The sequence below is a fragment of the Cylindrospermopsis sp. CR12 genome (assembly GCF_001432185.1).
Classification (GTDB): Bacteria; Cyanobacteriota; Cyanobacteriia; order Cyanobacteriales; family Nostocaceae; genus Raphidiopsis; species Raphidiopsis raciborskii.
In genome coordinates, this window is sequence record NZ_LMVE01000042.1 from 54,336 (window position 1) to 77,823 (window position 23,488).

The 23,488-nt window shown below is 42.8% G+C and carries 30 protein-coding genes; 21 read left to right on the forward strand and 9 right to left on the reverse strand.

Annotated features, from left to right (window positions below):
- Positions 1-169 precede the first annotated feature (169 nt).
- Positions 170-1,660 carry an amidophosphoribosyltransferase gene (purF, locus tag ASL19_RS04645; protein WP_057177469.1) on the forward strand — a complete coding sequence of 497 codons (1,491 nt, stop codon included), beginning with the start codon at positions 170-172 and terminating at the stop codon, positions 1,658-1,660.
- Positions 1,661-1,883: 223 nt separating this feature from the next.
- A complete protein-coding gene (locus tag ASL19_RS04650; protein WP_057177470.1) occupies positions 1,884-3,071 on the forward strand; it encodes a glycoside hydrolase family 10 protein in 1,188 nt (395 codons plus the stop codon).
- A gap of 63 nt (positions 3,072-3,134) precedes the next feature.
- Here ASL19_RS04650 and lpxB read toward each other — a convergent pair whose 3' ends face one another.
- The 6 genes from lpxB to ASL19_RS04685 all read right to left on the reverse strand — a co-directional run bounded on the left by lpxB (position 3,135) and on the right by ASL19_RS04685 (position 9,340).
- The gene (gene lpxB, locus ASL19_RS04655) at positions 3,135-4,298 is read right to left on the reverse strand and encodes a lipid-A-disaccharide synthase (protein WP_057177471.1); all 1,164 of its coding nucleotides are present in this window, start codon (positions 4,296-4,298) and stop codon (positions 3,135-3,137) included.
- A gap of 133 nt (positions 4,299-4,431) precedes the next feature.
- Complete coding sequence (gene lpxA / locus ASL19_RS04660) at positions 4,432-5,256, reverse strand: acyl-ACP--UDP-N-acetylglucosamine O-acyltransferase (protein WP_072149089.1); 825 nt, start codon at positions 5,254-5,256, stop codon at positions 4,432-4,434.
- 185 nt (positions 5,257-5,441) lie between these two features.
- Positions 5,442-5,957: a 3-hydroxyacyl-ACP dehydratase FabZ gene (gene fabZ / locus ASL19_RS04665; protein ID WP_006276944.1), complete on the reverse strand. Its 516-nt coding sequence runs from the start codon at positions 5,955-5,957 to the stop codon at positions 5,442-5,444.
- Between the two features lie 91 nt (positions 5,958-6,048).
- Positions 6,049-6,876, reverse strand: a complete 828-nt coding sequence (lpxC, locus tag ASL19_RS04670; protein ID WP_006276945.1) for a UDP-3-O-acyl-N-acetylglucosamine deacetylase — start codon at positions 6,874-6,876, stop codon at positions 6,049-6,051.
- 28 nt (positions 6,877-6,904) lie between these two features.
- Positions 6,905-8,722 (reverse strand): protein phosphatase 2C domain-containing protein, encoded by a 1,818-nt coding sequence (locus ASL19_RS04675; protein WP_330936249.1) that lies wholly within the window; start codon positions 8,720-8,722, stop codon positions 6,905-6,907.
- Positions 8,723-8,983: 261 nt separating this feature from the next.
- A complete protein-coding gene (locus ASL19_RS04685) occupies positions 8,984-9,340 on the reverse strand; it encodes an NAD(P)H-quinone oxidoreductase subunit M (protein WP_057177475.1) in 357 nt (118 codons plus the stop codon).
- Positions 9,341-9,973: 633 nt separating this feature from the next.
- Here ASL19_RS04685 and ASL19_RS04690 point away from each other — a divergent pair.
- A complete protein-coding gene (locus tag ASL19_RS04690; RefSeq protein ID WP_057177476.1) occupies positions 9,974-10,258 on the forward strand; it encodes an Npun_R1517 family heterocyst differentiation transcriptional regulator in 285 nt (94 codons plus the stop codon).
- A gap of 175 nt (positions 10,259-10,433) precedes the next feature.
- On the opposite strand, the gene ASL19_RS04695 is transcribed toward ASL19_RS04690, so the two are convergent.
- A complete protein-coding gene (locus ASL19_RS04695; RefSeq protein ID WP_006276950.1) occupies positions 10,434-12,128 on the reverse strand; it encodes an ABC-F family ATP-binding cassette domain-containing protein in 1,695 nt (564 codons plus the stop codon).
- Positions 12,129-12,368: 240 nt separating this feature from the next.
- Here ASL19_RS04695 and ASL19_RS04700 point away from each other — a divergent pair, with 240 nt between their 5' ends.
- Positions 12,369-13,004 carry an AMIN domain-containing protein gene (locus ASL19_RS04700; RefSeq protein ID WP_161489549.1) on the forward strand — a complete coding sequence of 212 codons (636 nt, stop codon included), beginning with the start codon at positions 12,369-12,371 and terminating at the stop codon, positions 13,002-13,004.
- Between the two features lie 22 nt (positions 13,005-13,026).
- Here ASL19_RS04700 and ASL19_RS04705 read toward each other — a convergent pair whose 3' ends face one another.
- Positions 13,027-13,566 (reverse strand): DUF3172 domain-containing protein, encoded by a 540-nt coding sequence (locus tag ASL19_RS04705; RefSeq protein WP_006276952.1) that lies wholly within the window; start codon positions 13,564-13,566, stop codon positions 13,027-13,029.
- Between the two features lie 104 nt (positions 13,567-13,670).
- A complete protein-coding gene (locus tag ASL19_RS04710) occupies positions 13,671-14,147 on the reverse strand; it encodes an NAD(P)H-quinone oxidoreductase subunit N (protein ID WP_057177477.1) in 477 nt (158 codons plus the stop codon).
- 780 nt (positions 14,148-14,927) lie between these two features.
- Between ASL19_RS04710 and rplC the strand changes: the two genes are divergently transcribed.
- The 17 genes from rplC to rpsE all read left to right on the forward strand — a co-directional run bounded on the left by rplC (position 14,928) and on the right by rpsE (position 23,447).
- Positions 14,928-15,566: a 50S ribosomal protein L3 gene (rplC, locus tag ASL19_RS04715; RefSeq protein WP_006276954.1), complete on the forward strand. Its 639-nt coding sequence runs from the start codon at positions 14,928-14,930 to the stop codon at positions 15,564-15,566.
- A 58-nt stretch (positions 15,567-15,624) separates the two neighbouring features.
- Positions 15,625-16,266 (forward strand): 50S ribosomal protein L4, encoded by a 642-nt coding sequence (gene rplD, locus ASL19_RS04720; protein WP_006276955.1) that lies wholly within the window; start codon positions 15,625-15,627, stop codon positions 16,264-16,266.
- Positions 16,259-16,573, forward strand: a complete 315-nt coding sequence (locus tag ASL19_RS04725) for a 50S ribosomal protein L23 (protein WP_006276956.1) — start codon at positions 16,259-16,261, stop codon at positions 16,571-16,573. The genes rplD and ASL19_RS04725 overlap by 8 nt, the downstream gene beginning before the upstream one ends.
- A 138-nt stretch (positions 16,574-16,711) precedes the next feature.
- Positions 16,712-17,575 carry a 50S ribosomal protein L2 gene (rplB, locus tag ASL19_RS04730; protein WP_006276957.1) on the forward strand — a complete coding sequence of 288 codons (864 nt, stop codon included), beginning with the start codon at positions 16,712-16,714 and terminating at the stop codon, positions 17,573-17,575.
- A 38-nt stretch (positions 17,576-17,613) separates the two neighbouring features.
- Positions 17,614-17,892 carry a 30S ribosomal protein S19 gene (gene rpsS / locus ASL19_RS04735; RefSeq protein ID WP_006276958.1) on the forward strand — a complete coding sequence of 93 codons (279 nt, stop codon included), beginning with the start codon at positions 17,614-17,616 and terminating at the stop codon, positions 17,890-17,892.
- A 63-nt stretch (positions 17,893-17,955) separates the two neighbouring features.
- Positions 17,956-18,309, forward strand: coding sequence for a 50S ribosomal protein L22 (gene rplV / locus ASL19_RS04740; protein WP_006276959.1), 354 nt, complete (start codon positions 17,956-17,958; stop codon positions 18,307-18,309).
- A 76-nt stretch (positions 18,310-18,385) separates the two neighbouring features.
- A complete protein-coding gene (gene rpsC / locus ASL19_RS04745; protein ID WP_006276960.1) occupies positions 18,386-19,141 on the forward strand; it encodes a 30S ribosomal protein S3 in 756 nt (251 codons plus the stop codon).
- Positions 19,142-19,198: 57 nt separating this feature from the next.
- A complete protein-coding gene (gene rplP, locus ASL19_RS04750; RefSeq protein WP_006276961.1) occupies positions 19,199-19,624 on the forward strand; it encodes a 50S ribosomal protein L16 in 426 nt (141 codons plus the stop codon).
- 3 nt (positions 19,625-19,627) lie between these two features.
- The gene (gene rpmC, locus ASL19_RS04755) at positions 19,628-19,855 is read left to right on the forward strand and encodes a 50S ribosomal protein L29 (RefSeq protein WP_006276962.1); all 228 of its coding nucleotides are present in this window, start codon (positions 19,628-19,630) and stop codon (positions 19,853-19,855) included.
- 6 nt (positions 19,856-19,861) lie between these two features.
- The gene (gene rpsQ, locus ASL19_RS04760) at positions 19,862-20,107 is read left to right on the forward strand and encodes a 30S ribosomal protein S17 (protein WP_006276963.1); all 246 of its coding nucleotides are present in this window, start codon (positions 19,862-19,864) and stop codon (positions 20,105-20,107) included.
- A 57-nt stretch (positions 20,108-20,164) separates the two neighbouring features.
- Positions 20,165-20,533 (forward strand): 50S ribosomal protein L14, encoded by a 369-nt coding sequence (gene rplN / locus ASL19_RS04765; protein ID WP_006276964.1) that lies wholly within the window; start codon positions 20,165-20,167, stop codon positions 20,531-20,533.
- Entirely contained in the window at positions 20,533-20,880 is a 348-nt protein-coding gene (rplX, locus tag ASL19_RS04770) for a 50S ribosomal protein L24 (protein ID WP_006276965.1), read from the forward strand. Before rplN ends, rplX begins: the two co-directional genes overlap by 1 nt.
- 4 nt (positions 20,881-20,884) lie before the next feature.
- A complete protein-coding gene (gene rplE / locus ASL19_RS04775; protein ID WP_006276966.1) occupies positions 20,885-21,433 on the forward strand; it encodes a 50S ribosomal protein L5 in 549 nt (182 codons plus the stop codon).
- Positions 21,434-21,453: 20 nt separating this feature from the next.
- Positions 21,454-21,855 (forward strand): 30S ribosomal protein S8, encoded by a 402-nt coding sequence (gene rpsH / locus ASL19_RS04780; protein WP_006276967.1) that lies wholly within the window; start codon positions 21,454-21,456, stop codon positions 21,853-21,855.
- A 90-nt stretch (positions 21,856-21,945) separates the two neighbouring features.
- Entirely contained in the window at positions 21,946-22,494 is a 549-nt protein-coding gene (rplF, locus tag ASL19_RS04785; RefSeq protein WP_006276968.1) for a 50S ribosomal protein L6, read from the forward strand.
- Between the two features lie 2 nt (positions 22,495-22,496).
- Positions 22,497-22,859, forward strand: a complete 363-nt coding sequence (gene rplR, locus ASL19_RS04790; protein WP_006276969.1) for a 50S ribosomal protein L18 — start codon at positions 22,497-22,499, stop codon at positions 22,857-22,859.
- 63 nt (positions 22,860-22,922) lie between these two features.
- On the forward strand, positions 22,923-23,447 hold the full coding sequence (gene rpsE / locus ASL19_RS04795; protein ID WP_006276970.1) for a 30S ribosomal protein S5: 525 nt from the start codon (positions 22,923-22,925) through the stop codon (positions 23,445-23,447).
- The last annotated feature ends 41 nt before the right edge of the window (positions 23,448-23,488 follow it).

The following is a 23,488-nucleotide window of genomic DNA, read 5'->3' on the forward strand; positions in this document are numbered from 1 at the left end:
TTTTATCCTTGACCGATTTGCGATACTCTGATAGTGAATGGTTAAGTTTTAATTAAGAATAAGGATGGCAAAAGTTCGACATTTATTTCTAGATCAATAACTACCTAACCATTCTCTAACCCACCCGTATTTTCTAATATTTAGTGACTCACCAGGAGCAAAAACCAGCATGATTCCCCAGCATCCTACCACTTTTGATCTAACCATGAACAGTTCTGAAAACCTCTGTGACAAACCGGAAGAAGCCTGTGGTGTTTTTGGTATATATGCCCCGGAACAGGATGTGGCAAAAATGACCTATTTTGGATTATATGCGCTGCAACATAGAGGACAAGAATCCGCTGGTATTGCTACATTTGAAGGACCTTATGTACATCAACATAAGGATATGGGTTTGGTTTCTCAGGTATTTAGCGAGACAATTTTAGAGGAGTTACCAGGTAATATTGCAGTTGGTCATACTCGTTACTCCACCACCGGTTCTAGTCGTAAGGTGAATGCTCAACCAGCATTGGTGGAAACTCGTTTAGGAACCCTGGCATTGGCTCACAATGGTAATTTGGTGAATACCATGCAATTACGGGAAGAATTGCTCAAAACCAACTTACACCTGGTGACAAGTACGGATTCAGAAATGATAGCCCATGCGATCGCTGAGGAGGTAAATACTGGTGAGGGATGGTTGGAAGCTGCAACTCATGCATTCCACCGATGTCAAGGCGCATTTAGTTTAGTAATTGGAACACCGGATGGAATTATGGGAGCAAGGGATCCCCATGGGATTCGTCCCCTGGTGATTGGCAAATTGGATAGTGAGCCAATACGCTATGTTTTGGCCTCAGAAACCTGTGCTTTAGATATTATTGGTGCGGAATATATAAGGGACGTGGAACCGGGAGAGTTGGTTTGGATTACAGAAACGGGTCTAGCATCTTTATTTTGGAATCCCCAACCCCAGCGCAAATTATGTATCTTTGAAATGATCTACTTTGCCCGTCCAGATAGTTTAATGCACAATGAGACGTTGTATAGTTATAGAATGCGACTGGGAAGAAATTTAGCGCAGGAGTCTCCCATAGATGCTGATATAGTCTTTGGTGTACCCGATTCTGGTATACCTGCTGCTATAGGGTTTTCCCAAAAATCAGGTATAGTATATGGCGAGGGACTAATTAAAAATCGTTACGTCGGTAGAACATTTATTCAACCCACTCAGAGTATGCGAGAGGCGGGGATAAAAGTAAAGTTGAACCCGCTCAAGGATGTGTTATGGGGAAAAAGAGTAGTAATAATTGATGATTCTATTGTCAGGGGAACTACTAGTCGCAAACTGGTGAAAGCACTGCGGGAAGCAGGCGCTAGGGAAGTGCACATGAGGATATCTTCTCCACCGGTGACTCACCCTTGTTTCTATGGAATAGATACGGATACACAGGAGCAGCTTATTGCAGCTACAAAATCGGTTAGTGAGATAGCTACACATTTAGAGGTGGATACTCTCGCTTATTTAAGTTGGGAGGGAATGTTAGCCGCCACTGGGGAAGATACAAATGGGTTCTGTTCTGCTTGTTTTACGGGTGATTATCCTGTAGCGATTCCTCAACAGGTGAAGAGTTCTAAGTTAATACTAGAGAAGACTAACCAATACGCTGTTTTATAGCTTTGGTAGTAGGAGGTAAAGGTGGGTCACTTTTACCCGTCAACTCTGTATATGGCGTTTTAGATAAAGCTATATATACATAACGTCTCTTGAATAACGATTATTATTAAGTTATGATTAGGGATTAGATAACAACTTGAGTTGATAATCCGCAACACCTCCCAATTTGAACACCTCCTTGACCAACATGAAACTCCCTCTTTTTTCGTTCAATTATCATCCAATGGATCAAACCAACTGGCCACGAAAAATCTGGAAGAAATTTTCCCCTTGGCTATGCTTAATTTCCCTATTGACAGTGGTACTCATACACTCAGTACCAAGTGTAACCGCTCAAATGTCTCGCGAAGAAATTCGGGGTGTTTGGGTAACAAGTAACGATTTAAATGTTTTCAAGGATCGTGCCCAAGTTAAAGATGCTGTGACGAAATTGCGGCGGCTTAATTTTAATACAATTTACCCGGTGGTGTGGAATTCAGGTTATGTTATGTATCCTAGCAATGTAGCTAAGAGCTTGGATATTCAACCCTTTGTATTTCGCGGATCCGATGGTCATGATATTTTAGCAGATATTATTAATCAGGCCCATAGTCAAAATCTACTGGCAATCCCCTGGTTTGAATTTGGATTTATGACCCCCAATACTGGAGAGCTGGCGTTAAATAAGCCAGATTGGCTCACTAAAACGCGAGATGGTGCTGTAGTTTCCATGAGTGCTGCTGGTGAAGTATCTTGGTTAAATCCCTTTCATCCCCAGGTGCAAAAATTTATTATTGATCTGCTGGTGGAGCTGACTAACAATTATGATATTGATGGTATTCAGTTTGATGACCACACTAGTTTACCCCATGAATTTGGCTATGATGACTATACCGTAAACTTGTATAAGCAAGAAACGGGTAAAAATCCCCCAGCTAATTCTCAAGATCCAGAATGGGTAGCATGGCGGGCCAATAAAATCACGGAATTCATGGTGAGGTTGAACCATACTATCAAGCAAATTAAACCAAAACTCATCTTTTCGGTTTCACCAAATTACTACAATCATGCTTATAGGTTTCAGTTACAAGATTGGTTGAATTGGGTAAGACTGAATATTGTGGATGAGTTGGTTATGCAAGTTTATCGTTCTGATTTGGAAAGTTTTACCTCTAAAATTGCCCGGAATGAAATACAAGAAGTGCGCCAAATTATTCCTACTGGAATTGGCATTATGGCCGGTTTAAGAACTAGTCCTGTTCCTATGCAACAAATTACTAAACAGGTCAGAACTGTGCAAAGGGAAGAGTTAGGCATAGTTTTCTTTTATTATGAAACTTTGTGGAATCGCTCTCCTGAAACTTTGGAACAACGTTTGGAAGGATTTAGAAATTTCTTTCCCTATCCATCTGTAAGAGTTGCAGCTGAATGATCAACTTGCTGGATTGTTGGTATTTCCAATGCTCACAATCCACCCCTATCTATAGTTCTTAAACTAATCAAATCGCCCCATCAGTAAAATTTCCTTAGCTGCGCGATCGCACACTCCAACCGAACCCAAACATTGACGCATTTCTTGATAATCTAATAAGGTTTTTTCTCTTTTCTCACTATTTAATAATAATTCCATCGCTGCTTTGGTAATATTATCCGCTGTAGCTTGTTCCTGTAATAGCTCAGGTACAATTTCTCGCATAAGAACTAAATTGACGGGGGAAGCAAACGGAATGGAACCTTTGAGAATCTTTCTACCTAACCAAGCAGTGAAAGGATTAAGACTATAAACAACTACTTGAGGAACATTGGCCAGGGCCAATTCTAAATTGGCCGTCCCCGATTTAGTAATTGCTAAGTCAGCAGCAGCAAAAATTTCCCTCTGATTCCCAGAAAATATTCTGGCCTTTAACCCATATTCCCTAATTGCTCTGGTAATTTTTCCCCGAAATTTTTCTAAAGATAAGGGTATAAGAAAACTTACTTTTGATAGTTGGGATTGTATATTTTTCCCAGCTTGAAAAATTGCAGGTAGTAAGTATTTTAACTCTTGATGACGAGAAGCAGGCAAAAGAGCGATCGCCAATTCTTGCTCCTTAATACCCAATATTTTTCTGGCACTTTCACGACTGGGTGTGTTCGCCATTTTATCTACTAAGGGATGGCCCACCCAATTAACATTAGCTCCGTTTTCCTCATAATATCTCGCCTCTTGGGGAAAAATTGCCAACAACTTATGAGTAAAACTAACGATTTTCTTAGTTCTATCTAAACTCATTGACCATACCCATTCCTGGGGAGCAATGTAATATACTATGGGAACCTGAGGAAAATGCTGCTGCATATAACTACCAATTCCCATATTTGGTGTCATATAGTCAATTAACACTGTTATATCCGGGGGATTTTTTTTTAAATAGGCGATCGCCTGTCTTTGCACCCTAATAGTTGGTATAATATATGGCAATGCCTCAACAATTCCCATGGAACCAATACCACTAGTATCTCCCAAAACTCTCGCCCCAGCTTTAGCCATTTGGGATCCACCTAGTGCTACTATCTCTAATGGCAAGCCCAAAGTAGCAGCTTGATTTTTCAGTGCTGTAATTAACATAGCACCCTGTAAATCTCCCGAAACTTCCCCAGTACTGATAAATACTCGCATGAACTTTAGATTTTAAATGAGGTAGACATTCTAGGTGCTCTGGCATTTCAGCCAAATGATGAGTACTTATTAAAGTTTATGAATATAAGTAAACTCATCATTCATAATTTGTCAAGACTAGCTAAATAGCCAATCACAACTCATTATTGTCACTACCTTTGGTGGCACTTTTCCCTGGAATCAACCCCCTTCTTCCTGGCATTTGTGAAAGTAGCAAGAAACGACGTAAATGTTTTAGCTGTGATGTATCCCCCAATAGTTCCAACTCAGATAAAGCATCCTTAAACAACACATTAGAGCAGTAGAGAATACGAAAAGCCTTTTTCAGTAGTTGAAACTCATTCATCGGCATTCCTGACCGCTTTAATCCCACCAGATTGAGTGATCGGATGCGGGATGGATTTCCCTCCACTAACATATAGGGAGGAACATCCCGATCAATACGTGTCATACCTCCAATCATGGACATACCACCAATGTGGACAAATTGGTGCACACCCAAAACCCCACTAAGTCTAGCTCGGGACTCAATATGTACATGACCAGCCAAAGCTACAGAGTTAGCAATAATAACTGAGTCTTCAATTATACAATTGTGACCCACATGGACGTAAGCCATTAGCAGATTACCATTACCAATAACGGTGGCTTCACCATGACCGGTAGCCCTGTTAATAGTCACATACTCACGAATGGCATTATTATCACCAATCTTAACCCAAGATAGTTCCCCCACATATTTCAGGTCTTGGGGTTCCATACCGATTACAGCGCCTGGAAAAATGTGATTTCCCGATCCAATTTTACATGGTCCTTCCACCACCGCATGGGCACCAATAACGGTTTCTGGTCCGACTTGAACATTCGCTCCAATCACAGCATAGGCACCTACTTGCACCGTTGAGTGGAGTTCCGCGTTAGGATGTATTACAGCAGTTGGATGAATAAGTGTCTTCAAGGGTGACTCTCCAGAACTGGTTTCATAGAAAAAGTGTCGGGCAAAATAAGTGATGTGTGAGGAAGGCGAATTTGAGATGTGAATGAGATTTGAAATTAGGGAGCAGGGATGACAAAATATTTATTAATTAGAATGATGCACTTCACGGCTGCATCTAAATACGCAGGTTTTTATCGATCCGAATTTTAACTAATTAAAGAAAACATTAGTTCTCCCTCGGCGGCGAGATTTCCGTCAACTTCAGCTCGACCCTGCATTTTTCCAAACCGACGTTGTTTGACAGATAACAGTTCCACAGTCATAATTAATTGGTCACCGGGTACCACCTGACGACGAAACCGCACTTTGTCAATACCTACAAATACAAATAGTCCTTCGGGCATATTAGGCATTTGACTCATAACAACCCCTCCAACTTGAGCCATAGCTTCCACGATTAGAACCCCTGGCATTAGGGAACGTCCGGGAAAATGTCCCTGGAACTGAGGCTCGTTAAAAGTAACATTTTTGATACCTACAGCTAACTTTCCCGGAATATAGTCAACTATTTTGTCTACTAGTAAAAACGGGTAGCGATGGGGTATTAGTTGCTGAATCTCTTCTATGGTGAAAGTTGTTTTAGTTGCTGATGTATTAGTGGTTTGGTCTTCTCCTTGAGATGTAGTCACTTGGATAAAATTGGTTTGGCTGAGGGTTGACATTGGCAATGGATTTGATTGAGATGTGGGAAGCTAAATTAGCCTAGATAATAGCGTATAATCTTAAAGTTTACTTAATTTTTAGCACAACTTTTCAGACACTTTCTAAAATTTTGCGTGCTAACTGGATATGGAGGTGATGACTAGCTTTGTAGGCTAGAAAGTGGCCCTTGGGAAACTGTCCTAATAGGCTGATATCACCTACCAGATCGAGGATTTTATGTCTGACTGGTTCATTTATAAACCTTAATGGTGGATTTACCCAGCCATCCATTCCGCAAACCAGGGCGTTTTCTAGACTACCACCTTTGATTAAACCAGATTTTTGCAAGTGTTCAATTTGATGTAATAGGCCAAAGGTTCGAGCTGGGGCAATTTCGGTGACAAAGGAATGGCAAAGGACAACACTGTGCCATTGATTGCCAATTGCTGGCACGTCAAAATCAATTCCGTAGCTAAAACGTGTATCCTCTCCGGGTAGGACACAAACAAATGCGTCCTTTTCATAAACGTAGATAGGTTCCTTAATTACTATGGCTAAATATTCATTACTAACAGGTTGTGAAGTTATTCCTACAGCAGCAATACTATTAGTCCATACTTGGGCAGAACCATCTAAAAGGGGCACTTCGGATCCGTCAATTTCAATCCGGGCATTATCTACACCCATAGCAGCCAGGGATGCTAGTAAATGCTCTACTGTGCGTACATGGGCATTTCCCGTGCCTAATTCAGTAGAGAGAAGAGTTTGATTAACTGCGGCGATTTCAGCGGGAATAATTGGCAAATCAGGTAAATCTACCCTTACAAAGTAGCGTTTGCTCCCGATGGGAGCTGGTAGTATTCGCACGGTACTATTTACACCACTATGAAGTCCCACACCCGTTTGGCAAATTTCAGCAGCTAAAGTATGTTGGTGCATTTGTAAACGCCAGATAAATTCCAGTTAGTTATGATAGGATCAAATTATCCCTTAGAACCGCTCCAGATGATTGACTGATGGATGGTGTGGGGGTGGGAACCGGGGATTTTTTTTCTCGCTTGGGCCAGAATCCTAAAAATCCGGCCGCCAAAACTACAGCCAACAAAATTAATAGCTGTATGGGGATTTTGCGGTTATGATCCTTACTATATGGATTTTCAGGAATCACCCGAGTTGATTGGGGGAAATAATTTACATCCCTTGCTTGGGAATTACTACCCGTTATATTCACTGTTTTACTGAAACTAATGGGCGGAATTTTTGCCTCTAGCACTGTATTGGGCTCTTGATATTGAACTTGATAATGTAACAGAGCAATAGTGACATTATCATGCCCATTCTTAGTATTGGCAATTTCTACCAGTCGAGACGCCGTAGTTTCTAAATTAGACTCCCCGCGCAAAACAGGTAGAATTTCGGTTTCCCAGTAGTCTTCTACCCGATCAAAATCCGTCAGTCCATCGGAACTGAGGAGAAAAATACCATCCTCATCTAGAATAAACCGCTCACAGGTGGGAGAGAGTAAAGCGCTATTACCCATACCCAATGCCTGAATTAAGGAACCTGAACCACGATGTTGTATGGCTTCACGGTAAGTAGCATAACCTAAACGCACCTCACGAGAAGCCACATCATCATCCAGAGTCACTTGATAACAACCATGATGGGTAATCCAATAAGCACGACTGTCTCCCACATGGGTAATGTACATCTGATGAGCAATGGGTATGGCCATGACTAGGGTGGTTCCCATTCTCTGACGACCTTGACGGTGATCAATATCGTTCTGCTGGCTGATCTTATCGTTTGCTAGTGCTACTCCTTGTTCTAACATTTGGACAACTGTTGATAAATCTCTATAGTTGTCTGCACTTTCCTGGATTGTTAATATTTCCTCTACTTGTGGTACAATGGTTTTTACTGCTAAATCGGATGCTACATTTCCCCCCTCATGTCCACCAATACCATCACAAACAATAGCTAAACCATCCTTGGGGGAAGATGGACTAACTACAATGCCTGGAGGCGGATAGCAGGAGTCCTCGTTTCTTTGACGACTTGGACCTGGATCTGTTTGAGTCAAAATCTTTGTGTCAATGCTTGAAGTGTTTTTTTGCAACTTATCTATTTGTGATAGCGCTTGGTCCAAAGTTATAGTTAAATGTTCAGACGAACTAATTTCTTCTTTAATCAAAGATTCACAAACTTGCTCGAGCAAGTCCACTAAGCATGGTTGAGCACTTGCTAAAAGTTGTTGCCAATTTTTCCCTAACTGTGACAGGTTTATCGGTAATCTGTCACTGCGTAATTCTAGGAGTTTAACTAAACCCCCTTGTACTCTAATTAAGTCCCAGCTTAACAAACTACTAGCAACCCCTTGCTCGTACAAGGGTTGCCACAGTTTCGCCATTTGCCACAACCAATTGATTTGTCGTATAGAAGAAGCTTTACCCCAAGCTGTGATTAGGTCACTCCATAAATGTACTCGCTGGTTTTTGTTATCATGGATTAGGGGTATGGCTTCTAAAAGTATTGTATTGGTTCTAGGTTCTTGTTCAGTTATAGAAAGAACCCCATAAATCTGTGGTACGTGCAGGCGGTAAGGGATGAGTTTTAGATAGGGTTTTATTTGATCTAAATAAACTAACTCAGGTGCTTGGGGTGGTAATCCAGGTTTGAGGTCCAAAATTATCGACCTCTCAATGATTACATAACGGTCTCCCACAATTTCACCCGGATTACCCAGATCATGGACCCCCACCGTCCACAGATAACGCTTAGGCAAGGGTGTGGAGCATCTCTGACAAAACCTGTGGTTTAGAGGATTGGGGGCTTGACAATATTCGTTTGGGCAGAAAAGCATTGCTACTTCATTTTCCATATTTCTCGCACCAAGCAGCGACTAGCAATTATTCAAGAGTATGGTTAGGAGATGGTACACCCAACTTTTTAGAGCCTGGTTTTACCAGAGCCCTAATTTTGTTGATGGGTTAGAAACTTTCATTTACCTTAACTCATCAACCATGAATGGAAGCAAATTTTTATCTCATGGATTGTCATTCGCTGCAACTTGGGGTAGTCCCATGCTGTAGTTGGTGACGCGAGCAGCAAGATTGTAGCTAATCTCACCTTTTTGTAACAGCGATCGCACAAAATGCTCTAAATCTGAACCAATCCGACGTAAATTATAGTCTGTTAGGTCTACACCTTCTGAAGATTCTACAATTTCATCAAATTTACGATATACTTTCTGTAGTGCATCTTCGCTCCAGTTAAATTCGTTATCTGGATCAACGTCTAAAGTAAGAACCTGGTTACTAGGGACTAATTCCTCTTGGTTTATTTCCGCCGCAAAAATGCGGATATGACGGGTTGTGGACTTGAGCAGTATTGGGTTATCCATAATTAGGTCTAGGATTTTGGTTAATCACACTGCAATTATTTTAACTGCTGTGCCCGATCTTAATTGTTTGGATTTGCCAAATAGATTGATTAACAGAATCGGTAGGACTTCGCTTATATATATCAAATATTGCTAGGTTTGATGTTACTTTTATTACAAATTTTAATACATGTACCAAATGACACTGATTTTGTTTAATAAAACTGTTCTTAGACATCAAATTGTATTACCTGTATAGACTTTAAAAAATGAATTTAAATATAATTACTAGTTGATAAAGTGATATATTTTCCCAGTATTGACGTTTGGATAAAGTTGTTGTACAAACTTTTAAAAAGGTAGGATGAGTTCTTGCAGAACCTAAATTATGTAGAACTTAAAAATCCCATCATGCTTTACTACTTCAACATACAACACTACACAAGGAGGGGTAAAATTGGAACAGTTAAAAGCGATTTTTCATCACTATGGAGGGCGGAATGGAAAAGAAATTTAGCGGATGAGTAAACTAAAATTACCTCTTCGCTGTGTTTGAGAAAATATTGAGAAAATATAAAGATTTTTTTGGTGGATATTTTGGCTCCCCACCTGTATGAACACCGTTTCTAACCCAGTAAAGGAATCCTCACAACTATGAACTCCAAAGCATTACCATGCCAGGTCAATAATCTCGAAGTCGGTGTTTATGAATGTGAAATTCACCTTAAGTTTCGCTTAATAGAAGAAAAAAGTTTGTTGGGAGATCGTGAACAGCTTCTACAAGTCTTCTTAGACGCACTTACAGAGGGATCGGATGAATTTTTGGAAATGCTACAAGCATCTGTTAAAGCTCAGGAGATCTCTGAATTTAAGGCCTCTCCTCAAATGAGAAGACAACTGATGCGGTTGAGAAACTCTTTGGATAATACCCAGCAGTAGCCAAAACTCAAGGACAGGTTGCACCTCACCACAATTATTATCACTGAATTATCACCCATAAATTAGTTTAAGTGATAACCTTTATGACCAAGCAAGCATCTACAATTATTAGAGTATTCATTAACATGGCAAACGGGGGACAGGCGATTCAGTCCCCAGGTTCTTTGATACTAACTTACTTTTTTTTAGCAGCCGCTTTTGCTGTTTTTGCCGCTTTTTTGGCTGCTTTTTCTGCTTCCATTGCCGCTAATTTAGCTTGTTGCTTTTCTTCCTCGATCTTAGTCAGATAGTAGTGATAATCTCCTAGATAAACTCGAAATTCTCCATCTCGAATTTCTACAATTTTATTTGCCACCTGGGAGATAAAGTAACGGTCATGAGACACTACTATAGCTGTACCATCATAGTTTTGTAGTGCTTCTTCCAGCATTTCTTTAGCGGGAATATCTAGGTGATTAGTGGGTTCATCCAAAATGATCAAATTAACTGGGCATAATAGCATCTTTGCCAATGCCAGTCTTGCTTTCTCCCCTCCGCTTAGGGCCCCTACTTGTTTGAAAACCGTATCCCCGGCAAATAAAAACCTTCCTAGCAACGTACGCACTTCCTCATTTTTCCAATCAGGAACTTCATTATGAATAGTCTCCATGACGGTTTTATTTAGATCCAGGGCCTCCGCTTGATTCTGTTCAAAATAACCTGGAATAACATTATGGTCTCCTAGTTTAACAGTTCCTTCCGTGGGAATTTCCATACCCGTAATTATTTTTAACAAAGTGGATTTTCCTGCTCCATTGGGTCCTAGGAAGGCGATCCTGTCTCCCCTTTCAATAAGTAAATTCGCCCCTAGAAACAGGATTTTGTCTCCATAGGTGTGGGTAAGATCTTTAATTTCTACCACTTCCCTACCACTGCGCGGTGCAGGTGGAAAACGAAAATGTAGGGTTCTCACCCCTGTAGTTGGTGCTTCAATTCTTTCAACTTTCTCCAACTGCTTTTCTCTGCTTTTTGCCTGGGTGCTGCGAGTAGCACTAGCGCGAAATCTGTCTACAAATGCTTGCTGCTTTTCTATTTCCTTTTGTTGACGTTCAAAGGCACTTAACTGAGACGCTTCATTCTCAGCCTTTTGTTGGAGATATGCAGAATAGTTACCTAGGTAGGTAGTAGAAACCCCTCGTTCAGTTTCCACAATTTGTGTGCAAAGTCGGTCTAAAAACTCCCGGTCATGGGAAACAATTACCATGGGGGTGGTCAAACTCCTGAGGTAATTCTCTAACCATTCAATGGTTTCTAGGTCTAAGTGGTTTGTCGGTTCGTCTAGTAGTAATAGGTCTGGCTTTTGTAAGAGGATTTTGCCCAAACTCATGCGCATTTGCCAACCCCCCGAAAAAGCACTCACCAGACGATCCCCATCTTCTACCTGAAAACCCATTTCTGGCAGAATTTTACCAATGCGAGCATCTAAATTATAACCATCTAGAGACTCAAACTGACGTTGTAATTTGTCTAACTTATTAATTAGTTTGTCTAATTGTTCTACGGTCGCTGTTTCCATGTCACGTTGCACTTCATATAGTGCTAACTGCACCGCATTAGCTTCTTTGAAAACAGTCCAAAACTCTTCCTGAACTGTTCGTGTGGGATCTACTTCAAACTCCTGGTTAAGATAGGCTATGTGCAAACTAGCAGGACGAATTATCTGACCAGCAGTGGGCTCTATTTCCCCAGAGATAATTTTCAATTGGGTAGACTTTCCCGCACCGTTAACGCCCACTAAACCAATGCGATCGCCCGGTTTGACTTCCCAGTTAATATCTTGTAGAACTTCACCTGTCGGGTAAATTTTACTAATGTGTTCCAGTCTTAACATGAAATATCTCTCGAATAAGGAATAGAAGATCAAAAAAGCGAAACTTTGAGGTCATTTTCAATCTTAACAAAAGTTAACAACATATTGATTGGTTTGATTCTCAAGGTCAGAATTGACCAGATCACTGGTGGGGGAATTTGGATAATGTAAAAGCTACAACACACCCAAATCACTGACATACCAATTCAAATTACAACAATGAACAATCCGATCAGTAATAAGACCCGTTTTTTATTTTATATGTTTAGGCTGCAAATGTTGAGTTTGTTTACGCTGTTCACTCTTAACGGTTGGATGGAGTTGGCGTTAGCCAATTTATCCCCTAAAGCTACGCTCTATAAGTGGCTATTTCATGTCAAATCACAACAGATAGAAATAAACCTTTCTAACAAGACTAAACCGGAGTACTTCTACCTTGAACAACCTTCTCGGTTGGTGATAGATTTACCTAATACCCAACTGGGCAATGTGGAAACCCAAAAAACCTATTCTGGTAGAGTTCAGAAAATTCGCCTTTCCCAATTTAGCTCTCAAATTACCCGTATGGTGATTGAATTTAAGCCCGGGACAGTGGTGGATATGAACGCTATGGGGGTGCAGAGCGGTCACCAGTCCAAACGCTGGATATTACGCCCGGTATTTTCCCATGATCAAACCACCACCAAATCTTTCCCCTCTTCTAGTTTGCCATCAGCAATTACTAACCCGACGCTTAATCACCAACAACCCTTTATTATGGTGCCGCCTCCCAATCGAGGCACTTCTGCACCTTCTCAATTCTTGATTATGCCCTCTAACACCAAAACGACCCCTTCAAATCAAGGTTTTCAAGTTCCTGTTATTGAATTTGGTCAACCAATACCTTTCTTGAGGTAAAAAAATAACTATCAATCAATAACTAGAATCGGTCTGTTTCCTGATTAGGCGCTACTGCACCTGGTTGAGATAAGAAGAAATTTTGACCCGCCTCATTTTGATATATACATCTAATATCGGGCTTTTCACTGTCCAAATTGCCGGTAAATCCAAAAGTATTCAGACGATTTTTACACTCTCTTACCTGATCAGATGTGACCAATTTCTTGTTTTCTAAAATAGCCCAGTTATTTTGGCGGATTACACACCCAGGACGAATATTTGGTTGTGATACGTAGACATTAAATGGGTTAAGAGTGACAAATAATCGGGCATCCATCACCATTGCACTGGCCCCATACTGAACACAAATTTCTGGATTTGGGGCTTTTAAATCAATAAATTCACGGCTAGCTACGTTTGAGGGCGCAAGGGTGGTGGTAGAGCTAAAAGCAATGCCAATGCCAATACCCAAGACCAATACTCCCCCTAAAATAGCAATGGTGGTTAAATTAAATATGGGAGATTGAAAAATAGAGGGTTTGGAACTTGTCGCCGTTCTAGGAGTTGATTTACGTCTCATTTTTACTTAACCACTTGCTTCAATTTGCGGATCTGGACCCGAACCTGGCCAACGGCGAATAGGTTCGCCGGTAATTAAATACAATTAAATGTGATTAACTGCAATTAACTGGCAAGTAAGGTTTTTTCTAGGGGAGTCCAACGAAAATAGCGATCGCCACCCCTTTCAATCACTACCTTGACCCGTGGTTCCAACCGGGGTAAATTGGTGAAGTATTCCACTTCCTGATCGGAAAGAATATTGCCCTCAATTACCCACAATAACAATCCTTTGGAATTGGGGGGTAGTTGGGCTAAATGGGAGGAGATTAACGGAGGTAGATATTGTACCTCACCTACCGCTGCACCATTGCTGGTACTCTTTTTGCCCAAATGGGGAGGTCTAATTCCGTGAACCCCCATCAAATAGGCTGCTACGTCTCCTAAACCTCTAGCCGTAATATGAAGGTTAACATATCCTGCAGCCCTGAGACGACGACGATAGCGACCTTCATATCCTCCTTCCAAGGGAACAAATACACCCAAGGAACCAAATTTTTCCAAATCCCGGATGAAACCGCTGCCAGTGGTAATTAGTGCCATAGATTTTTCTCCCACCTATATATTTCTATATATTTCTATTATTCACCTTAATGGTAGATTAGGATAGGTTGGGAAATTGGATTTTGGCAATATTAACCATTTATTCGCTGCCAAAATATCTTTGATTAACCACTGGACAAAACCAGGTTTATGGATTATACTATTAGATCGTAACTAAAACCTCGCCATTAGTGGTCTTCTCAATTTAGCCGCCTTGGAAAAAAGCACCGCAAAACCTTGAGTCTTTGTGGTGAAAAAACCAAAAAGCTGCTAAAATGGAGACAATTTAGGTAAGACTAGGTAAAACTCAAGCGAAGGCCCCTAACCCACAGCCAAAACGAAGTTGAGTTAACAAAGTTGAGTTATAGTTCGCTCCGGCCAGCCCTAAAAGGGCAGATCCTCAAACAATAGTTTAAGGTGTTAAGAGCAACCTGAAAGTTATCAGGAAATGGATACTGAGCATCACTGCTTAAGTCCTGTTGCGAACGGAGAGTGCCAGAGCAGTGAAACAAAGTAACCCATTGCTGCACAAAAGCAAAGCTACAAGCTTTTGCACTGATACCAGAAATAATGCCTTGCAATCAAAAAGGTAATTATCACTGTTCTGGTGGATAAAAAAGAGAAACAATAGACGGATTCACCAAACAGTAGGCTCACAGTTTGTTACGTCACTAGTAAATTGCACTGTCTAATGTCAGTACAATTTTGTTATGGACGTAGTAAAATCCTCTGAAGATCCGCTCCCAAGGTCAGCAACTAGATTAAGGAGAACCAGTTACTGTGTCTGTAGGTATTCTCGGCACCAAGCTGGGCATGACCCAAATTTTTGATGAAGCGGGAGTATCCATTCCCGTGACCGTCATCCAAGCTGGTCCATGCACTGTTACACAAGTTAAAACCCAACCCACGGATGGTTATTGTGCCATTCAGGTTGGCTATGGGGAAGTAAAACCGAAAGCGTTAAACAAACCCAAGTTAGGTCACCTGGCAAAGTCATCAGCAGGTCCAGTGCGGTATTTAAACGAGTATCGGACTGACGCGGCGGGTGATTATGCCCTAGGACAGGAGATAAAGGCAGATATTTTCAGCGTAGGTCAGATTGTAGATGTGATTGGGACGAGTATCGGTCGTGGTTTTGCGGGTAACCAGAAGCGCAATAACTTTGGCAGGGGACCAATGTCCCATGGTTCCAAAAACCATAGAGCCCCTGGTTCCATTGGAGCGGGTACAACCCCTGGTCGTGTTTATCCTGGTAAAAGGATGGCAGGAAGATTGGGAGGTAGTCGCGTCACCGTTCGTAAACTGACCGTGGTGAAAGTAGATGCGGAACGTAACCTGATATTAATCAAGGGAGCAATTCCTGGCAAACCCGGTGGCTTAGTCAACGTAGTGCCCACGACTAAAGTTGGTAACAAATAGTTTTAGTTGATTAGCTGTCAGTAAAACTGACAACTGACTACTAACAAAGGACAAAAAAATGGTTGAGAGTACAGTTAAGAACTGGCAAGGAGAAGAGGTTGGTCAAACCAGCTTCGAGTTGCGAGTTGCCAAGGAAGAGACAGCGTCCCACATAGTGCACCGGGCCCTAGTTAGACAAATGACCAATTCTCGCCAAGGTACAGCCAGCACCAAAACCCGTGCAGAAGTGCGAGGAGGCGGTCGCAAACCTTGGAGACAGAAAGGTACTGGTCGCGCCCGAGCAGGTTCTATTCGTTCACCATTATGGCGTGGCGGTGGTGTGATCTTCGGACCAAAACCGAGGGATTTTAACATCAAGCTTAATCGTAAAGAGAGACGTTTAGCACTGCGCACAGCTTTTGTTAGCCGTAGAGAAGATTTGATAGTTGTAGAAGAGTTTACAGACCAACTACAACGTCCTAAGAGTAAGGAATTGGTGGCAGCACTAGCTCGTTGGGGAGCAACAGCGGATCAAAAAACCTTACTAATTTTGTCAGAAATTGGGCAAAACACGGAGACTATCAGTCTTTCAGCCCGTAATGTGGAAAACATTAAGGTGATTGCGGCTGACCAGTTAAACGTATTTGACTTGTTGCACGCTGACAAGATTGTAGTTACATCTTCAGCATTAACCAAAATTCAAGAGGTGTACAGTGCCTAAACTTGAACCCCGCAACCTACCAGACTTAGTGCGACATCCCATCCTGACGGAAAAAGCCACCATCATGATGGAGCAGAACAAATATACATTTGAGGTCACTCCTAAGTCTACTAAGACCCAGATTAAAGCAGCCATTGAAGATTTGTTTCAGGTTAAAGTCGTTAAAGTAAATACTGCCCTACAACCCAGGAAAAAGCGTCGTGTTGGGAAGTTTACTGGCTTTAAACCTCAGTACAAAAAAGCTGTGGTGACTGTTGCATCTGGGGATGAAGTAAAAATCAGACAAGTTCTGTTCCCAGACGTTTAAGAATTTGAGATTGGATTTGAAGCTGAGTAAGTTACGTCTAATATCTAATAGATGTACTAGATATATTTAAGCAGCAATTAAAAATCCCCATCCAACTCAAAAGCCTCCCATACTAAAATCCAAAATCCAAAATCGTTTATGGGTACTCGTTCCTATCGCCCTTACACCCCTAGCACTCGCCAAGTCACTATTTCAGACTTTGCGGAGATCACAAAAACCGAACCTGAAAAATCACTGACTGAATCAGTGCATAGACCCAAAGGTCGGAATAATCAAGGGCGGATAACTAGCCGTCGTCGGGGGGGCGGACACAAACAACTATACCGGATTATCGACTTTAAAAGAGATAAGCGGGATATAACCGCCACAGTTATAGCAGTTGAATATGATCCTAACCGGAATGCGCGGATTGCCCTAGTAGAATACGAAGACGGCGAGAAGCGGTATATATTACATCCCAATGGCTTGAAGGTGGGAGCAAAGATCACTGCTGGGCCCCAAGCACCTTTTGAAGACGGTAATGCCCTACCCCTAAGTAATATTCCCTTGGGTACTAACGTACACAATGTGGAAATGACACCAGGAAAAGGTGGGCAAATAGTGCGTGCAGCTGGAGCAACAGCCCAGTTGATGGCAAAAGAAGGTAACTATGTCACCTTAAAGCTGCCATCCGGGGAAGTGAGAATGGTGCGCCGGGAATGCTACGCCACCATTGGCCAGGTGGGCAATACGGATGCCAGAAACCTGAGCGCAGGAAAAGCTGGTAGAAATCGCTGGAAAGGTCGTCGTCCCAAGGTCAGAGGTAGTGTGATGAACCCTGTAGATCACCCCCATGGTGGTGGAGAGGGTAGGGCACCTATTGGTAGATCGGGTCCGGTTACCCCTTGGGGTAAACCAGCTCTGGGTGCTAAAACCAGAAAGCGTAAAAAAGCTAGTAGTAAATTGATTGTACGTCGTCGTCGTAAGTCTTCTAAACGGGGACGTGGCGGTCGTCAGTCTTAGGATGTAAATCCAACAAATCCAAAATCTGAGATTGAACTATGGGTCGTTCTTTAAAAAAGGGTCCTTTTGTCGCTGATCACTTACTCAGCAAGATTGAAAAGCTCAACGCCAATAATGAAAAGCAAGTTATTAAGACTTGGTCGAGGGCTTCTACAATTCTGCCACTTATGGTAGGTCATACTATTGCAGTTCACAACGGTAAACAACATGTGCCAGTGTTTGTGAATGAGCAAATGGTGGGACACAAGTTGGGAGAATTTGCTCCCACTCGTAGCTACAGGGGCCACGGAAAAACTGACAAAAAATCGGGGAGATAGTTATGTCATTAGTCATTGGCCCCAAAAATAGCTGGTGACAAGTGGCCCTAAACGGAGTGAATTATGGCAACGTATACTACAGAAGTTAAAGCGATCGCTCGATACATCCGCGTTTCTCCCTATAAAGTGCGGCGGGTGTTAGATCAAATTCGGGGGCTATCTTATCGGGAGGCACTAATTATCCTGGAATTTATGCCTTATCGTGCTTGTGAACCAGTGTTAAAGGTATTAAGAAGTGCCGCTGCGAATGCTGAACATAACGCTGGATTAGACAGGGCGAGTCTAGTAATCACCCAAGCCTATGCGGATCAAGGTCCAGTCCTGAAAAGATTCCAGCCTAGAGCCCAGGGGAGAGCTTACCAGATTCGTAAACCGACCTGTCATATTACTGTTGCTGTGGGAGAAGCTGCTCAATGAGTCAGATAAGGTTACAACCACAGCTACAAATAATTGGGTTGTGTGAGTACAGTCAGAAATTTTAGAGGAAGCATTTGTGGGACAGAAAATTCATCCAGTCGGGTTTCGTCTGGGTATAACACAAGAACATCAATCCCTTTGGTTCGCAGTTCCCGGTCGCTATCCGGAACTGCTGCAGGAAGACCACAAACTCCGTCAGTACATAGAACAAAAGCTGGGTAGAAACGCTCAAAATAATGCTGGTCTCTCGGAGATCCACATTGAGCGTAAAGCTGACCAAGTTGATTTAGAGCTGCGGACGGCCAGACCCGGTGTGGTTGTAGGCCGGGGTGGACAGGGTATAGAAGCCCTGCGTACTGGACTCCAGCAATTGTTGGGCAGTCACCGACAAGTGCGCATCAACGTTGTAGAAGTGCAAAAAGTAGATGCGGATGCCTATTTAATTGCTGAATATATTGCTCAACAGCTGGAAAGACGCGTTTCTTTTCGTCGCGTAGTTCGCCAGGCGATTCAAAGGGCCCAAAGAGCAGGAGTACAGGGAATCAAAGTGCAGGTGAGTGGTCGTCTCAACGGTGCGGAAATTGCTCGGACTGAATGGACTCGTGAAGGCAGAGTACCGTTACATACCCTACGGGCTGATATCGACTATTCCTATTGTACAGCTCAAACGGTTTACGGGATTTTGGGTATTAAGGTTTGGGTGTTCAAGGGAGAGATTATTCCCGGACAAGAAGACATTGTCTCCCAACCAGTGACCAGAGAGCGTGAACCCCGTCGTCGTCAACAACAACGCCGTCGCCAGCAATTTGAAGACCGGTCAAATGAAGCGTAATTAGGTGACTAGAACAAAACCAGTCGCAACCAATTACCAACTACCAATCGACAAACCATGTTAAGTCCTAGAAGAACGAAATTCCGCAAACAACAACGCGGACGCATGGAGGGTCTAGCACACCGTGGTAGCACCCTGAATTTTGGGGATTTTGCCCTGCAAGCCCAAGAACCATGTTGGATCACCTCTCGCCAAATAGAAGCCTCCCGTCGGGCAATGACTCGTTATATTCGCCGGGGTGGTAAAATCTGGATTCGCATCTTCCCAGATAAACCTGTTACCATGCGTCCCGCAGAAACCCGGATGGGTTCTGGTAAGGGTAATCCGGAATTTTGGGTGGCGGTGGTCAAACCAGGTCGGATTCTGTTTGAAATCGCTGGTGTGTCTGAAGAAATAGCTCGTGAAGCTATGCGCTTGGCCGCTTATAAGTTGCCAATTAAAACCAAGTTTATTGTTCGCTCTCAACCACAGGAGCAGGAGTAGGTTATGCCTCTTCCCAAGATTTCAGAAGCTCGAGAATTAAGTGATGAAAAACTAGCTGAGGAAATAGTGAGTTTGAAAAAACGACTATTTCAACTGCGATTACAAAAGGCTACTAGACAGTTGGAAAAACCCCACCAGTTTAAACATGCCCGCCAGCGTTTAGCTCAATTACTAACAGTAGAGACAGAGCGTAAACAGGCAAGTAGTCAACCGACCCAAGAAAGCAACTAGAAGATTATGGCAATCAAAGAACGAGTTGGCTTGGTAGTTAGCGATAAAATGCAAAAAACTGTGGTGGTCGCCGTGGAAAACCGGTCTTCTCACCCTAAGTATGGTAAAACCGTGGTTAAAACCCGGCGCTATAAGGTTCATGATGCGGAAAACAGCTGCAAAGTGGGCGATCGCGTTCGTATTCAGGAAACTAGACCCCTGAGCAAAACCAAGCGTTGGCAAGTGACGGAAATCCTCAATGTCAAGGCTTGATGAATGGTTGTTGTTTAGGTTGTTATTTGATTAACAACTTTTATCGGGAGATTAATTGTGATTCAACCCCAAACCTACCTCAATGTTGCCGATAACAGCGGTGCCCGCAAACTAATGTGCATAAGGGTACTGGGTGCTGGCAATCGCCGTTATGGTGGCGTGGGCGATAGAATTATCGCCGTTGTTAAGGATGCCCAACCCAATATGGCTGTGAAAAAGTCTGATGTGGTGGAAGCGGTAATAGTTCGTACTAAAAAGAGCATTAACCGTGACAGTGGCATGAGTATTCGCTTTGATGATAATGCAGCAGTAATTATCAACAAAGAAGGTAATCCCAAAGGTACACGGGTATTTGGACCGGTAGCTCGGGAATTACGGGATAAAAACTTTACAAAAATAGTTTCTCTTGCTCCGGAGGTGCTGTAATGGCCAAGGTAAAACCCAAGGTATTCCATAAAATGCACGTCAAAACCGGTGATACTGTGCAAGTGATTGCTGGCAAGGATAAGGGTAAAGTAGGCGAGGTGATTAAAGCATTACCTCAAGACAGCAGGGTGATTGTTAAGGGTGTTAACATCAAGACCAAGCACGTTAAACCTCAACAGGAAGGCGAATCTGGTCGGATTGTAAGCCAAGAGTATCCCATTCACAGCTCTAATGTGATGCTCTATTCTACTAAGCAAAACATTGCTAGTCGTGTCTGTTACACTTTTACCGAAGACGGCAAAAAAGTGCGCATGCTGAAGAAAACAGGTGAGATTTTGGATAAGTAGGTGAATGGCAACAACTAGACTCAAAACTTTATATGGCCAAACAATTGTCCCCAAACTAACCCAACAGTTTCAGTATACTAATGTGCATCAAGTACCTAAAGTGCTGAAAGTTACTGTTAACCGAGGTTTGGGGGAGGCGGCTCAAAATGCTAAGGCCTTAGAAGCGTCTTTAAGTGAAATTGCTCTAATTACTGGTCAAAAGCCAGTGGTGACCAGAGCAAAAAAGGCGATCGCTGGCTTTAAAATTCGTCAAGGCATGCCCGTGGGCATTATGGTGACTCTCCGAGGCGAGCGGATGTATGCTTTCTTAGATCGGTTGATTAGTTTGGCCCTACCCAGAATCCGGGATTTTCGCGGGGTTAGTGCCAAGAGCTTCGACGGTCGAGGTAACTACACCCTAGGGGTGAGAGAACAACTAATCTTTCCAGAAATCGAGTACGACAGGATCGATCAAATCCGTGGTTTAGATATTTCAATTATCACCACAGCCAAAACCGACGAAGAAGGTCGTGCTTTGCTTAAAGAAATGGGAATGCCCTTTCGGGATCAATAAGTTCATCTAAAGAGGGAACGATGGCCGCTAACGACACAATTGCAGATATGCTGACGCGCATCCGCAATGCTAACCTGGCAAGGCATCAAACAACGGAAGTGCCAGCAACAAAAATGACTCGTAGTATTGCTAAGGTTCTACAGCAAGAAGGGTTTATTTCCGAGTACACTGAAGCGGGAGAAGGGGTAAAACGTAACCTAGTTATTTCCCTGAAATACAAAGGTAAAAGTCGTCAACCTCTAATCACGACTCTAAAACGTGTAAGTAAACCTGGGTTGCGAGTTTATTCCAACAAAAAGGAACTGCCAAGAGTCCTAGGTGGTATTGGGATCGCGATTATTTCCACCTCTAGTGGAATTATGACTGACCGGGAAGCGCGTCGCCAGAACCTGGGTGGTGAAGTGCTTTGCTACGTTTGGTAAAAATAAGCTCAGGAGTTCGGGAGTAGGGCAACCCAGGCTAATTCCAGATGACTCATACTCACAACTCATAACTGACAAAGGACAAAATTCATGTCTCGTATTGGTAAACGTCCAATTACTATTCCCGCCAAAGTACAGGTGGCAATAGATGGTACAAAGGTGGTGGTTAAGGGTCCCAAGGGGGAGCTTTCCCGTGATCTACCCGCCCACGTCACAGTTTCTCAATCTGGAGAAACATTGTTAGTCACCAGACGTGATGATACACGCACTTCCCGACAAATGCACGGTTTAAGCCGGACTTTGGTAGCCAATATGGTGGAGGGAGTTTCCCAAGGTTTTCAACGCCGGTTGGAAATTCAAGGGGTAGGCTATCGGGCTCAGGTGCAGGGTGCCAATCTGGTATTGAATATTGGTTATAGCCACCAGGTGCAAATCGAACCACCAGCGGGAGTTCAATTTGTTGTTGAAAATAACACTAATGTCATTGTTAGTGGTTATGACAAAGAGGTGGTGGGTAACACGGCAGCTAAAATTCGTGCTGTTCGTCCCCCGGAACCATATAAAGGTAAAGGTATTCGTTATGCCGGTGAAGTGGTAAGACGTAAAGCCGGTAAGACTGGTGGTAAAGGTAAGAAGTAAACATGAAACTTACTCGTAGAGAATCAAAACAACGTCGCCATAGGCGGGTACGTGGTAAAGTTAACGGTTCCCCAGAACGTCCACGTCTATCAGTGTTTCGCTCTAATGAGCACATTTATGCTCAAATTATTGACGATACACAACATTGCACACTAGTAGCAGCATCAACAGTAGACCCTCAATTGAGGTCTGATTTGGCCTCTGGTGCTAACTGTGATGCTTCAGCCCAAGTTGGTAAGTTAATAGCAGCGCGCTCCTTAGAAAAGGGTATTACTAAGGTCGTATTTGATCGAGGTGGTAATCTTTATCATGGTCGTATTCAGGCTTTAGCTGAGGCAGCACGGGAAGCAGGTTTGGATTTCTAAAGTTTTCTGTGGGGAAAAAGTCCCAACTGACAACTGACAACTGACGTTGAGAGAAAAGTGATTATGGCAACGGGTCGTCGTAAGGCAAGTAAAGCGAAAAAAGAAGAAACCAACTGGCAAGAACGGGTGATTCAAATCCGTCGTGTCAGTAAGGTGGTCAAAGGTGGTAAAAAACTCAGCTTCCGGGCAATTGTCATCGTTGGCAACGAACGTGGTCAGGTGGGTGTGGGAGTTGGTAAGGCTTCCGATGTGATCGGAGCGGTGAAAAAGGGTGTCGCAGATGGCAAAAAGCATCTGATTGAAATTCCCATCACTAAGTCTAACTCTATTCCCCATCCCATTGATGGTGTTGGTGGTGGAGCTAAGGTGATTATGCGCCCAGCTGCACCAGGTACTGGTGTAATCGCCGGTGGTGCAGTTAGAACTGTATTGGAATTAGCTGGAGTACGTAATGTTCTGGCTAAACAACTAGGTTCTAATAATCCTTTAAATAACGCTAGAGCTGCTGTTAATGCTTTATCTACACTGCGAACATTTGCTGAAGTCGCTGAAGATCGGGGCATTGCAGTAGAGAATCTCTATATTTAATCATGCTTTATGCGGGATTTTCTAAAGAAAATCCATAGCAA

Coding starts and splice junctions, on each gene's coding strand:
- lpxB (WP_057177471.1), bottom strand. CDS start 4,298: ATGCGAGTATTTATCAGTACTGGGGAAGTTTCGGGAGATTTACAGGGT.
- rplB (WP_006276957.1), top strand. CDS start 16,712: ATGGGTACTCGTTCCTATCGCCCTTACACCCCTAGCACTCGCCAAGTC.
- rpmC (WP_006276962.1), top strand. CDS start 19,628: ATGCCTCTTCCCAAGATTTCAGAAGCTCGAGAATTAAGTGATGAAAAA.
- rplR (WP_006276969.1), top strand. CDS start 22,497: ATGAAACTTACTCGTAGAGAATCAAAACAACGTCGCCATAGGCGGGTA.
- fabZ (WP_006276944.1), bottom strand. CDS start 5,957: ATGTCAACCCTCAGCCAAACCAATTTTATCCAAGTGACTACATCTCAA.
- ASL19_RS04710 (WP_057177477.1), bottom strand. CDS start 14,147: ATGGCACTAATTACCACTGGCAGCGGTTTCATCCGGGATTTGGAAAAA.
- rplF (WP_006276968.1), top strand. CDS start 21,946: ATGTCTCGTATTGGTAAACGTCCAATTACTATTCCCGCCAAAGTACAG.
- rpsE (WP_006276970.1), top strand. CDS start 22,923: ATGGCAACGGGTCGTCGTAAGGCAAGTAAAGCGAAAAAAGAAGAAACC.
- rplP (WP_006276961.1), top strand. CDS start 19,199: ATGTTAAGTCCTAGAAGAACGAAATTCCGCAAACAACAACGCGGACGC.
- lpxC (WP_006276945.1), bottom strand. CDS start 6,876: ATGCACCAACATACTTTAGCTGCTGAAATTTGCCAAACGGGTGTGGGA.
- ASL19_RS04700 (WP_161489549.1), top strand. CDS start 12,369: ATGTTTAGGCTGCAAATGTTGAGTTTGTTTACGCTGTTCACTCTTAAC.
- ASL19_RS04695 (WP_006276950.1), bottom strand. CDS start 12,128: ATGTTAAGACTGGAACACATTAGTAAAATTTACCCGACAGGTGAAGTT.
- purF (WP_057177469.1), top strand. CDS start 170: ATGATTCCCCAGCATCCTACCACTTTTGATCTAACCATGAACAGTTCT.
- rpsQ (WP_006276963.1), top strand. CDS start 19,862: ATGGCAATCAAAGAACGAGTTGGCTTGGTAGTTAGCGATAAAATGCAA.
- ASL19_RS04690 (WP_057177476.1), top strand. CDS start 9,974: ATGAACTCCAAAGCATTACCATGCCAGGTCAATAATCTCGAAGTCGGT.
- rplD (WP_006276955.1), top strand. CDS start 15,625: ATGGTTGAGAGTACAGTTAAGAACTGGCAAGGAGAAGAGGTTGGTCAA.
- ASL19_RS04705 (WP_006276952.1), bottom strand. CDS start 13,566: ATGAGACGTAAATCAACTCCTAGAACGGCGACAAGTTCCAAACCCTCT.
- rplX (WP_006276965.1), top strand. CDS start 20,533: ATGGCCAAGGTAAAACCCAAGGTATTCCATAAAATGCACGTCAAAACC.
- ASL19_RS04650 (WP_057177470.1), top strand. CDS start 1,884: ATGGATCAAACCAACTGGCCACGAAAAATCTGGAAGAAATTTTCCCCT.
- ASL19_RS04685 (WP_057177475.1), bottom strand. CDS start 9,340: ATGGATAACCCAATACTGCTCAAGTCCACAACCCGTCATATCCGCATT.
- rpsH (WP_006276967.1), top strand. CDS start 21,454: ATGGCCGCTAACGACACAATTGCAGATATGCTGACGCGCATCCGCAAT.
- rplV (WP_006276959.1), top strand. CDS start 17,956: ATGGCAACGTATACTACAGAAGTTAAAGCGATCGCTCGATACATCCGC.
- rpsS (WP_006276958.1), top strand. CDS start 17,614: ATGGGTCGTTCTTTAAAAAAGGGTCCTTTTGTCGCTGATCACTTACTC.
- rplE (WP_006276966.1), top strand. CDS start 20,885: ATGGCAACAACTAGACTCAAAACTTTATATGGCCAAACAATTGTCCCC.